Annotated in this window: 10 protein-coding genes; 2 read left to right on the forward strand and 8 right to left on the reverse strand. The window is 62.5% G+C overall.

What is annotated here, in order from left to right:
* Positions 1 to 31: 31 nt before the first annotated feature.
* From GMST_RS00705 to GMST_RS00740, 8 genes are all read right to left on the reverse strand, one after another.
* A complete protein-coding gene (locus GMST_RS00705; protein WP_246399132.1) occupies positions 32 to 1,072 on the reverse strand; it encodes a DHH family phosphoesterase in 1,041 nt (346 codons plus the stop codon).
* A gap of 337 nt (positions 1,073 to 1,409) precedes the next feature.
* Positions 1,410 to 1,793: a hypothetical protein gene (locus tag GMST_RS00710; RefSeq protein ID WP_183352683.1), complete on the reverse strand. Its 384-nt coding sequence runs from the start codon at positions 1,791 to 1,793 to the stop codon at positions 1,410 to 1,412.
* Between the two features lie 273 nt (positions 1,794 to 2,066).
* Positions 2,067 to 4,694, reverse strand: a complete 2,628-nt coding sequence (locus GMST_RS00715) for an A-adding tRNA nucleotidyltransferase (protein WP_183352684.1) — start codon at positions 4,692 to 4,694, stop codon at positions 2,067 to 2,069.
* Positions 4,694 to 5,494, reverse strand: a complete 801-nt coding sequence (amrB, locus tag GMST_RS00720; RefSeq protein ID WP_183352685.1) for an AmmeMemoRadiSam system protein B — start codon at positions 5,492 to 5,494, stop codon at positions 4,694 to 4,696. The genes GMST_RS00715 and amrB overlap by 1 nt, the downstream gene beginning before the upstream one ends.
* 125 nt (positions 5,495 to 5,619) lie before the next feature.
* Positions 5,620 to 6,201 (reverse strand): SMC-Scp complex subunit ScpB, encoded by a 582-nt coding sequence (gene scpB, locus GMST_RS00725; RefSeq protein ID WP_183352686.1) that lies wholly within the window; start codon positions 6,199 to 6,201, stop codon positions 5,620 to 5,622.
* Positions 6,191 to 6,988: a segregation and condensation protein A gene (locus tag GMST_RS00730; protein ID WP_246399141.1), complete on the reverse strand. Its 798-nt coding sequence runs from the start codon at positions 6,986 to 6,988 to the stop codon at positions 6,191 to 6,193. Before GMST_RS00730 ends, scpB begins: the two co-directional genes overlap by 11 nt.
* 124 nt (positions 6,989 to 7,112) lie before the next feature.
* Entirely contained in the window at positions 7,113 to 8,096 is a 984-nt protein-coding gene (gene trpS / locus GMST_RS00735; RefSeq protein ID WP_183352688.1) for a tryptophan--tRNA ligase, read from the reverse strand.
* 53 nt (positions 8,097 to 8,149) lie between these two features.
* Entirely contained in the window at positions 8,150 to 8,830 is a 681-nt protein-coding gene (locus GMST_RS00740) for a site-2 protease family protein (protein ID WP_183352689.1), read from the reverse strand.
* Between the two features lie 590 nt (positions 8,831 to 9,420).
* On the opposite strand from GMST_RS00740, the gene GMST_RS00745 reads away from it, so the two are divergent.
* Positions 9,421 to 10,890 (forward strand): efflux transporter outer membrane subunit, encoded by a 1,470-nt coding sequence (locus tag GMST_RS00745; RefSeq protein WP_198424524.1) that lies wholly within the window; start codon positions 9,421 to 9,423, stop codon positions 10,888 to 10,890.
* A 68-nt stretch (positions 10,891 to 10,958) separates the two neighbouring features.
* Positions 10,959 to 12,158: an efflux RND transporter periplasmic adaptor subunit gene (locus GMST_RS00750; RefSeq protein WP_183352691.1), complete on the forward strand. Its 1,200-nt coding sequence runs from the start codon at positions 10,959 to 10,961 to the stop codon at positions 12,156 to 12,158.
* Position 12,159 lies beyond the last annotated feature (1 nt).

Raw genomic sequence — 12,159 nt, forward strand, 5'->3', positions numbered from 1 at the left:
GCCCCAGGTTTGGCAACCGGTTTCATGAGATTTAAGGCACCAGGCGTTCCGGGTCGCGCAGGGCCACGCCCAGCTCCTTCAAGAGCCGTTCGGTGAGTTCCTGCTCAACGTGCGTGATGGCTGCATCGTCCTCCGCCACGTTATCCACCTTGCCGCCAGCCATCATGCCGTGCCCCCCGGCCGTCCCCATCCCGACCACCAGCGCCCGGATCAGTTCGCCGGCGTTAATCCTTTCATTGGCAGTCCGGATGGAGAGGATCATCTCGGAGTTGTAGTGCCCCATGGAAAGCACCGTCTCGACCCCCTCCAGCCTGAGCAGCAGGTCGGCGAGTTCGGAGACCAGTTCGGGAAACTGCACCCCCTTCAGGGCGGCCACCAGCACGTTGCCGTAGAGCACGGTGTGCTCCAGCGCGCTGTGCAGCGACGCGAAGTACTCGCGCGGCAAGGGGGGACGGATGATACCGTTCAACAGGGTCTTGTTGGCCATCGGGAACAGCGCGAGGTAGGCGTCGCGGTCGGCGCGCCTCGCCTCGCGTCCCAGGTCCTGGGTCTCCGATTTGATCGCGTAGAAGATGGCGGTGGCGAGCTTGGTCCCCAGCGCCACCCCCTGCACCTTCAGGTATTCGTAGAGGATGGTGGCCGTGGTGCCGTACTCGGGCCTGATATCGACCCAGCGGCAGGAGGCACTCGTCTCGCGCATCGGGTGGTGGTCGATGACGATGTCGACCCGGGTCCCGGGCGGCAGCGAGTTGTTGCCGGTACCGGGCTGGGTGTCCAAAAGGCAGATCACCTGGTACATCTTGAGGTCGATGATGGGAAACGGTGTCAGCGGGATCTGCAGGGTCTTGGCCATGGCCAGGTTTTCGCTGCGGCCGATCATCCCCGAGAAGGCGATCACCGCCTCCTTGTTCAAACGGACCGCGAAGAGATGCCTGAGCGCCATGGCAGAGGCAAGCGAGTCGGGATCGGGGTTGTCGTGCACCACGATCAGGATGCGGCCGCGTCCGCTGACCCAGGTGAGCATCGAGTCGGTATAGGCCAGAAGGTCAGGAAGTCGAGAATTGAGCGTCAAGAAATCACCCCCCGAAACTGCATCCACCATTTGAGAGTGTAGCCCAGGGATTCAGCTTAGGCAAGAATCTCATTATGACGGGAAGTGGGAGGGGTGCGCTGGCGGGGAAGGCCGCAAAAGGTGTTGGAGATTCCTTCCTTACTGCTGTCCGGGAAGGCCGGAAGCTCATGAGATAGGTTCATCGGGTGCGGCAGACAAGGCACCACGGTGCAGCGGTTCGCTACCGCAGGGGCGGGATAAGTACTGCACACGTCGTTGGAAACCTGCTTCGGATTGTTCGAACGAAAAAAAGGGGGGCAATCGCCCCCCCTTTCCGTTTCCTCAGGTTGTCTACTTCTTAGAAACGACCGCGAATCAGTTCCGCCGTCGCGATGATCGGGGTCTGCCCCTTCGAGTTCGTCTCACCGATCTCCGGACGGATGGTCGGCATGGCGAAGTGTACCCTGCCATGATCGTACTCAGCCAGCGAACGGGTTGCCATGATCGCGCCGTAGCTCGCGCCGACAAGGACCCCGCCTGCAGCACCGTAGCCGATGTAATCGAAGTGCTTGCTCGGCTTCTTGGTGAAGGCCATCACCACGGCACCGACCACGCCGCCGGAGAGACCACCATAGAGGCAGTCCTCGAAGAATGACTTGAGGCTCGTCTCAGCAGCCAGGCAGGGCGTAGCGAGAAGAAGCAGGGTGACCGCGATGGCGATGCTGCGTTGAAGCTTGTACATGCAAAAAACCCCTCGTCTGCTGGTGTGGCACTTCGCACACCTCTTTAGCAAGAAAGGGGCCACAAAAAGAAAACAACAATCCACAGAACCTTATCTATCCGAATTTACAGGAAATATAACCGGGACCGCATAAAAGGTAACTATAAAAGAGGGCCTCGACGGGTTCTCATGTGTTCTTTGCGCCTCACCAACCGCCAAACGACTCGAATATATCTCTATTTTTCAGCTATTTGACAGACAAACGTCAAAGCACGGAGAGGTGTGGCGTTTTTGCTACAGGTCTTCCAGCAGACTCTGTACCAGCTGGAGCTCGTCCTCCCGGCTGCTCACCGACCCGTTCAGCCGGGAGCTCAACACCGCGTCCAGAATCTCGCGGTAGCGCGGCCCCTTGGCCAATCCGAGCTTTTTCAGGTCGTCGCCGCGGACCAGGGTGCGCACCCCCTGCAGCTTGGTGAAGTAGAGCGAGATGCAGCGCCTGAGCTCGGCATTTCGGCTCTTCGCCATCTGGTAGAGCAGCACCTCGACCGGCAGCCCGCGCAGAAAGAAGTAGATCTCGCTGTTGTCCAGCTTCCCTTGCTGGATCAGTTTGCGCTCCAGGCTCGCCACCAGTTCGTTCCCCTGGCGCCGCATCACCGCAAGCTTTTCCTTGAAGTGCTCGCTCACCGCCAGACGGGTGCAGGTAGCAAGGAACTGCTCGTCATTGAGGCTGTCGCACAGGACCAGGAAGAAGACCGGCCAGCTCTCGTAGCTCGCCTCGAGGTAGAGCATGTCGTACCAGGAGACCACGTAGCGGGCGTCTTCCAGCATCTCCTGCATGGTGAGGGAGAGCTCCAGGTCCGGATGGATGAAGCGCAGCAAGCCCAGGGAGGCCATGCGCCCGATCCCCTTGAGAGGTTCCTTCTCCTTGAGGATCTGGATCAGCTCGGTAAGCAGGCGGCGCCCCCCCAGCTTCTCGAGGAACTCCATCTTGACGGCGTTCTTGATGAGGTCCTCGGTATGGCGCGCTATCTTGAAATTGAGACGCTGTTCGAAGCGGATGGCGCGGAACACCCGGGTGGGATCTTCCACGAACGAGAGGTTGTGCAGCACCCGGATCGCCTTGGCCTGCAGGTCCCGGTAGGCGCCGAAGTAGTCGATGAGCGTCCCGAAGGAGGCTAAGTTCAGGCGGATGGCCAGCGTGTTCACCGTGAAGTCGCGCCGGTAGAGGTCCATCTTGAGCGACGAGTGCTCCACGGTCGGGAGCGCCCCCGGCGACTCGTAGTACTCAAGGCGCGTGCTGGCCACGTCGATCTTGCCGCCGTCGGGGAGGACGATCACGGCGGTACCGAACTTCTGGTGGCTCTTCACCCGCCCGCCGTGCTCGGCTGCGAATGTTTCGGCGAAGAGGATGCCGTCCCCCTCGACGGTGACGTCCATGTCGGCATTCTCGTGCCCCAAAAGCAGGTCGCGCACGAAGCCCCCCACGGCGTACACCGGGAGCTCCAGGCGGTCCCCGACCCGCCCCAGTTCGTGCAGTATCCGCACCGCGGGCGGGTCGAGGTTGCGGTTCATCAGGCTCTCGATCTCGCGGTTTTTCACCTGCTGGGCGTCCCGCGCCAGGTCGTAGAGCGCCTCCCCCCCCAGGCTGTAACGCAACAGGTCGGTGCGGGTGATCACCCCAACCAAGAGCGCGTCAGAGAGGATCGGGACCAGCCGCACGTCGCCCCCCACCATGTACGCCTGGATTTCGCTGATCGGGGTATCGGGGGTGGCGGTCAGGAACTCCGAGTGCATGTAGTCGGCAACCGGCACCTGCCCCAGGTTGTGGTAGAGCGCCTTTTCCACGATCTTGCGCGAGATGATGCCGCGCACCTTCTTTCCCGAGACCACGGGCATGGCGCTCACGTTGTAGCGCACCAACTGCTCCCGGGCCTGCTCGATGGTGCAGGTGGGCGGCAGGGTCTTGACCGGCGAGGACATGATGTCGCGAGCCAGGCGACGCGGGTCGACGCGCTGCCTGAGCACCGTTTCCAAACGCTCCAGCACCTGGATCAGGGTGAGGCCGCGCACGGTAGCCGAGGCCGCGCTGGCGTGGCCGCCTCCCCCCAACTCCTGCAGGATCTCCCCTACCCTCACCTCAGGGATCCGGCTGCGCGCGATCACGTAGACCCGGTCCCCCATGCCGACCACCAAAAAGAGCGCCTGCAGGTTCTCCATGTCGCGGATCATGTGGGCAAGCCCTGCGATCTCACCCACGTAGCGGTCTACCGAGGCCTGGGCGATGGAGATGTCCACCCCCTTGTAGGAGGTGGTCTTCAGCGAGTTTAAAAGATCGTTTAGGAGCGAGACCTGCTCGGCAGTGAGCTCCTTGCCGATGGAATCGGCCACCTCGTTCAGGTTGGCGCCGCGCTCCAAGAGCCAAGCCGCCGCAGCGTAGTCTTCCGCGGTCGTCGAGGGATAGGTGAGGTTGCCGGTATCCTCGTGGATGCCGAGCATCATGAGGGTCGCCTCGAAAGGGGTCACCTCGATGCCGCGCTGCATGAGGAACCCGACCAGGATGGTGGTGGTCGAGCCGCAGGGGCGCACCACGCCGCCTGCGGGACTCAGGTCCCCGGTGGAGCGCGGGTGGTGGTCGTAGATGTGGATCTCGAGCCCACCCGCCTTGGCCAGTTCGCCGAAGCGGGCGATGCGCGAGGAGTGCTGGCAATCGACGATGATCAGGCGGGTGATGCGGGAAAAATCGATCTCTTTCAGGCGGGTAAACTCGGGAAGGGGGCCGGGCTGCTTCTGGAAGAAATCCCGGACCCCCTTTTCCTGCGCCCCGGAGAAGACCAACAGGGCTTCGGGGTAGAGCTTTTTCGCTGCGACCATGGAGCCTATGCAGTCGAAGTCGGCGTTTACGTGGGTGGTGATAATCTCCATCAAGCGACCGTCATTCCGGCGTAGGCCACCACCCGATTCAGGTCGCCGTTCACCTCGCCGCTGGTCGTGTAGCGCAGCAGGCGCGACGAGCTGGCACCGAGCTCCTTGGCGGCCACCAGCATGACCGCGGCCGGCACCACGCCGCACATGGTGATGTTGCGCTGCCGGCAGATCTTGAAGAGCCCTTCCGGGTTCATCGCCGCGATCTCGGCGAGGGCCAGGTCGTCTTTTTCCTTGGCGGAGCGGGCGTTTTCGTAGTGGGTCATGTCGGAACTCGCCACGATGAGGACCGGAGCGCCGTACTCCTTGATCGCCCCGGCGAGGCCGTGCCCCAGTTCCTGGATCGAGGGGTAATCGCTCAACGAGAGGCAGAGCGCTGCAATGCTGACTCGTGGGTTGCGCTGCTGCAGGAAGGGGAGTTGCACCTCGAGGGAGTGTTCGAAACGGTGCGCCGAGGGGTCTTCCTGGACCCTGGGAGCATGTTTCAGGATCAGCCCGGCAAGCTTCGGGTCGATGGGAACCGGCCCCAGCGGGGTGAGCCACTCCCCTGCCGGAGCCAGCGCGACCGGCGCGCCGAAGCCGGTATGGTTGGGGCCGAGCACCAGCACCGTCTCCGGGACCTCAACGGCGCCGTAGACCTCGCCGGCGACTTTGCCGGAGTAGATATACCCGGCGTGCGGCACCACGATGCCGAGCACCCGGGTCGGCTCTCCCGGGGCAATCATGGCGTTCACCTCTTCGCGCAACTGGTCCGGGTCTTCGGTGTAAAACTTACCGGCTACTGCGGGTTGACGTATCATAGAAGCCTCCCTTGGTGCCGTAAAACCGATAATGGCGCTGCCTCAAGCCGCCGAGCATGCTGGATATTCTAACAGAGTTCAGCGCACAGGACGAGCCAGGCAGCATCCCATTTTGCGCAGCGTACTTACTGGGCCTCGACAGGATCGAGCGGCAGCGCCGGCTGGTCCGCGAAGGGGTCGGGGGGCGCGAGCTCCTGGATCTCCTTCAGGCTCGGGAGCGCGTTCAGGTCCTTAAGCCCGAAGAGTTCCAGGAACTCGCGGCTGGTGCCGTAGATGATCGGCTTGCCCGGCACGTCCTTCTTCCCCAGGATGCGCAGCAGCTTCTTCTCCAGAAGGCTTTTCAAGACCCCCCCGGAGTCGACACCGCGCAGGTACTCGACCTCGGCCCGGGTGATGGGCTGGCGGTAGGCGATGATGGCAAGCGTCTCAAGCGCCGACTGGCTGAACTTAACGCCGCGGCTCTTGGTGAGCCTGCGGATGTAATCGGCATGCTCGGGGCGGCTGCGCAGCTGGTAGCCGCCGGCCACCTGGGCCAGCACGATGCCGCGCTGCGCCTCTTCGTACTCCCGGACCAGTTCCTCGAGCGCGCTGCGGATTTCGGAGCGCTCGAACTCCTCCAAAAGTAGCGCCAGGCGGTCCAGGGTGAGCGGCTGGTCGTGGACGAAGAGCAGACTCTCGATGATGGTCTTCAGCGATCTAGCCGGCAAGAATCTCCTCCTGCTCCAGTTCCGCCTCGAGATCATCGGCCTGGGCGGCCGAGGTGAGCCAGATGGATCCCAGACTCTCCGCCTGGGTGATCTTGATCAATTTAAGCTTGCACAGCTCAAGGATGGAGAGGAAGGTGACCACCAGGAGGTCCCGGGTCATCCCGTCGTGAAAAAGCGCATCGAAGCTGATGGTCTTGCCGCCGTGCAAAAGGGTCAGCACCTCGCTGATCCGGTCGGCGATACTGATGCCGTCGGTGACCACGCTGTGGAAGGTTTCCACCGACACCTTGCCGAGCACGCGCCGGAAGGCGTCGATGAGCTCGAAAAGCTCCACGTCGATCGGCTCTTCCTTGGGGGCATTTTCCGAGATCTCGTCGGAATCGAACTTGCGGGCGAACACCTCGCGCCCCAGGAGGTTCCGGCTGGAGAGCTGGTAGGAGGCATCCCGGTAGCGCTGGTACTCGAGGAGCCGGCGCACCAGTTCGGCGCGCGGGTCTTCCGGCTCGGCATCCTCTTCTTCCGGGGTGACCGGCAACAGCATGCGCGATTTGATCTGTAAAAGCGTGGCCGCCATCACCAGGAACTCCCCCGCGATGTCCAGGTTGAGTTCCTTCATAAGGTCGAGGTATTCCAGGTACTGCTTGGTGATGGAGGCGATGGGGATATTGTAGATGTCCAGCTCGTTTTTCTTGATGAGGTGGAGCAAGAGGTCGAGCGGCCCCTCGAACTCCTCGATCTGCACCCGGTAGGCGTTCTCGAGGGATTCGGCAAACAGGTTTGATTGCATGTTTTCCAGGGGCAAGGGGTGACTCCGGGGCAAGGCATTGAGTGGTTGGGTCGTTGGGTGGCTTAACTCTCTTTTGAGCTTAGCCTCCTCAACGACCCGACCGTTTATACAACCAGTTACCGCTTCAGACCTTAAGTGCCGCGCGAACGTCGCGCATGGTCTCTTTGGCGACGGCTTCCGCCTTGCGGCTCCCTTCGGCGAGCACCTCCTGAACCAGGCCATCCTTGGCGGCCAGATTCTCGCGCTTGGCGCGGAAGGGCTCCAGGGTGTCGACCATGCACTGTGCCAGGATCTTCTTGCAGTCGACGCAGCCAAGGGTCGCGTTGCGGCAGTTGACCACGATCTCCTCGCGCTTTTCCTGGGGTACGTACAGGGAGTGCAGCGTGAAGGCGACGCAGCGATCCGGCTCGCCCGGGTCCTTCTTGAAGGGGCGCAGGGTGTCGGTCATCATGGAGAGCACCTTTTTACGCGTCTCCTCGGCGCTGTCCGAAAGAAAGATCGCGTTGCCGTAGGACTTGCTCATCTTGCGGCCGTCCAGGCCGAGCACCTTCGGGGTCTCGGTGAGAAGCGCCGCCGGCTCCGGGAAGACCGGGCTGTAGAGGTGGTTGAAGCGGCGGGCGATCTCGCGGGTGATCTCCAGGTGCGGGATCTGGTCCTGCCCCACGGGCACCCGGGCCGCCTTGTAGACGATGATGTCCGAGGCCATCAGGACCGGGTAGCCGAGGAAACCGTAGGTGGAGAGGTCCTTGGTCTCCAGGTTCTCCTGCATCTCCTTGTAGGTCGGGTTGCGCTCCAGCCAGGCGACCGGGGTGATCATGGAGAGGATCAGGTTAAGCTCGGCGTGCTGCGGCACCATGCTCTGCTCGAAGATCACGCTCTTTTCGGGGTCGATGCCGAAGGCGAGCCAGTCCAGCACCATCTCCCGGATGCTGTCCTTGATGCCGTCCGTGTTCGCGTACTCGGTGGTCAGAGAATGCCAATCGGCTGCAAAGAAGAAGCACTCGAAGTTTTTCTGCAGTTCAAGCCAGTTGGACAACACCCCGTGGAAATGTCCCAGGTGCAGTTTCCCGGTGGGTCTCATGCCGCTTACGATACGCTTGTTGTTCATGGATACGGACTCCTTTGTGGCTGTTGCTATCGTTACGACGATGGGGCCGAAAATCACCTCATCATCAACTTGGTTACGCCGAAGACTAGGTTAGCGTGCGGGCCGGCCAGGAGGTGAACGCCGAAGTTGAGGGCCGGGAAGATGACATAGCTGAAGGCATCGGTGAAAAAGACCACGGCAATGATGATGATCATGCCGAAGGGCTCGAGCCGCGCCAGGAGAGCCGAAGGGCGGTACGGGAGAATGCCGACCGCCACCCTCCCCCCGTCCAGGGGCGGCACCGGGATCAGGTTGAAGACCCCCAGGAGCAGGTTCACGTAGACCGAGAAGGCGAGCATCAGGGTGACCGGGTCGACGATGCTGGAAGCAAGCGAGTTGTCGGGCAGGCCGGAGCTTGCCGCGATGAGCCCCCGCATGGCGAAGGCCGAAACCACCGCGAGGGTGAAGTTGGTGATGGGGCCCGCAATCGCGACCCAGATCATGTCCCGCTTGGGGTGGCGCAAGTTGTGAAAGTTGACCGGAACAGGCTTGGCCCAGCCGATCCCGACCACGAACACCATGAGGGTGCCAAAGATGTCCAGGTGTTTGAGCGGGTTGAGGGTGAGCCGACCCAGCATCCTCGCGGTACTGTCACCGAACTTGTCCGCGATGTAGCCGTGGGAGACCTCGTGGCAGGTGATGGCCATCAATGCCGGCACCAGCATGATGGAGAGTTTTACGAAGAATTGTTCCATGTAGTCCTAGCCAAAAATGAGTACAAACATAGTCCTCTAGCAGATTGGTGTCGGAAAGTCAACGAAAGCCCCGGCCTACTGGGGCGCCCTCCCGCCCCGCGCGAACTCGTTTGCGATCTTGCGGAAAAAAGCTGGCCCACCGTCATAACAACGAACCCGAGCCGCAGCTGCCAGATTCAATGCCGGAAACTCTGTATCTGACGTACGCGGGCTTAAATAATGCTGTACCCTGGTGGCGCTTTTGTAACAGACAGGTAACAACTGACAAGATCGCGAGACAGACACCCGCCGCCTGAGTCAACTCTTTGCAGCATTTCATGCGCCAAACCGGCCCGTTAGCCTGAACTTCGTCGCTCACGCGGGAGATCTTGGGCAGAAACTGTAAGCGGAAGAAGTATTTGCAAGAAATCCGATTTTGTATATGATGTCTGACACGCCTGCTTACTGTCGGCGCAACCCCTAACTGTCAGAAAGGATCCTCTGGTACTACCGGAATGAAAACCAATAAAGGCACTACCCCTTCAGTGACACATCTCCCGGCACAAACAGCCAGAAGAATCAGTAAAGCGACCGCCCTCGGCAGCGTTTCGATGCTTGCCGCCGTCTTGGCCCTCTCGGGCTGCAAGGTCGGGCCTGATTTCCGGAAGCCTGCCGCCCCCGCCGCGACCAGTTTCACCGCGCTCCCCCTCCCTACTACGACTGCCTCGGCGAGCATTCCCCAGGGCGAAGCTCAACGCATCGTCAGCGGGCGGGACATTCCCGCCGAGTGGTGGACGCTGTTTCAAAGCCAGCCCCTGAACGACCTGATCACGCAGGCGGTGCAGCGGAGCCCGAACCTCGCGGCTGCCCAGGCGGCGCTGCGCGAAGCGGCCGAACTGCGCCGGGCCCAGTTCGGCACCCTGTTCCCCACGGTCGATGCGGGCTTCTCGGCGACGCGGCAGAAGTTTTCCGGGGCATCCTTCGGTCAGCCCAACGTCCCGAGCAGCACCTTCAGCCTCTATAACGCCTCGGTCAACGTGGCCTACAACCTGGACCTGACCGGCGGACCGCGCAGGGCTCTCGAGGCCTCCCAGGCGCAGCTCGATTACCAGCGCTTCCTCCTGGAGGGATCCTATCTCACCCTCACCTCGAACCTGGTGACCACGGCGGTGCAGCAGGCCTCCCTGAAGGCGCGCATCCAGGCGATCAACGAGATGCTCGCGGCCCAGGAAGAGCAGGTGCGCCTCACCGAGCGGCGCCTGGAGCTGGGAGCCGGGACGCGTCCCGAGCTTTTGGCGCAGCAGTCGCAACTGGCCCAGACCCGCACCAACCTGCCGCCGTTGCAAAAGGAACTGGCGCAGTCGCGGCACCAGATGGCGGTCCTGGCCGGTCGTTTCCCCTCCGAGGCTGCGGCGCTCCCCGAATTCGACCTGGCGGGGCTCAAGCTCCCCGAGGAACTCCCCTTGAGCCTCCCCTCCGAACTGGTGCGTCAGCGCCCGGACGTTCTGGCAGCCGAGGAGCAGTTGCACCAGGCGAGCGCCCAGATCGGCGTGGCGACCTCGAACCTCTTCCCGAAGATCACCCTGACCGGGAGCTTCGGGCCGCAGGCGACGACCTTCGGCGACCTGTTTACCAGCACCCCGCTTTGGTCCATCGGCGCCAACGTGCTGCAGCCGATCTTTCGCGGCGGTGAACTGCAGGCCCGGCGGCGCGCCGCCAATGCCGCCTACGAGCAGGCGGAGGCACAGTACCGCGTGACGGTGCTGCAGGCGTTCCAGAACGTGGCAGACGTCCTGCGTGCGCTGGAGATGGACGCCCAGGCACTGAAGGCCCAGGCCGAGGCAGAACAATCGGCACGGGCGAGCCTGGAGTTGACCCGCAGGCAGTACACACTCGGCGCGGTGAACTACCTCTTCCTGCTCGACGCCGAGCGCCAGTACCTGCAGGCGCGCATCACCCTGGCGCAGGCGCAGGCGGCACGGCTAGCCGATTCGGCGGCGCTGTTCCAGGCATTGGGCGGCGGCTGGTGGAACAGGGATCAAGGGGATAACAAGAAGCAAAACCTGAACAAACAGGGATGAATGGGATACTGCACCACCGTAAATCACCTACTCACTACTAACTACTTCACCATTCGGAGCCGTAGCACATGAAGAAACGGATCATATACGCAATCATCCTCCTCGTACTCGTCATCGCCGTTCTTGCCGGTATCAAGGCCCTGCAGATCAAAGCCATGATCGCAGGCGGCAAGAAGTTCGTCATGCCTGCGGAAACGGTCACCACGACCACCGCGCACTCCGACAGCTGGGACTCCAGCCTGAGCGCGGTCGGCACGCTTACCGCGGTCCAAGGGGTGACGGTGGCCGGCGAACTCGCCGGCAAGATCGTGAACATCGGCTTCCAGCCCGGCAGCCTGGTTAAAAAAGGCGACATCCTGGTAGCCCAGGACGTCGCCGCGGAGCAGGCCCAGCTCCAGGGGGCGCTTGCCCAGGTGCAGCTCACCCGGTCCACACTGGAGCGCGACAAGAAGATGCTCGCCGAACGCATCATCTCGCAGGCCGACTACGACACCGCCCTGGCCCAGAAAGAGCAGGCCGAGGCCCAGGTCGCGAACATCCGCGCCACCATCGCCAAGAAGACCATCCGCGCTCCCTTCACCGGGAGGCTCGGGATCCGCCAGGTGAACCTGGGACAAATGCTGCGCGAGAACGACCCGGTGGTGACCCTGCAGAGCCTCAACCCGATCTTCGTCGATTTCGCCCTCCCCCAGCAGCAACTGGGACAGCTTAAGGTCGGCCAGACCATCCGGGTCACCAGCGACGCGATTCCCGGGCTCAGCACCACCGGCAGGATCTCGGCGATCAACCCGCTGATCGACGCCGATACCCGCAACGTGAAGGTGCAGGCGACCATCGAGAATGCCCTGGAGAGGCTGCGCCCCGGGATGTTCGTCAACGTGGCCGTAGGCCTTCCGGTGCGCCAGAAGGTGCTCACCGTCCCGACCACCTCGGTCCTCTACAACCCGTACGGCGATTCGGTATTCCTGGTGGTGGACGCCAAGGAAGAGAAGGAGCTCGAGGCCAAGGAGGCCAAGGCATCCAAGGTTCCGGGCAAGCAGCCGGGACCGCAGGGCCCGCCCCAGGCCCAGACCGGCAAGGTGCTGCGCCAGCAGTTCGTGCGCCTGGGCGAGAAGCGCGGCGACCTGGTGGTAGTGACCAGCGGCCTCAAAGAGGGCGAGGTCGTGGTCAGTACCGGCGTCTTCAAGCTGCATAACGGGCAGTCTGCCATCATCGACAACAAGCTGGCACCGAACTTCCAGAAGGCGCCCAAACCGGAGAACAACTAGC

This window comes from Geomonas silvestris (assembly GCF_014193515.1).
Classification (GTDB): Bacteria; Desulfobacterota; Desulfuromonadia; order Geobacterales; family Geobacteraceae; genus Geomonas; species Geomonas silvestris.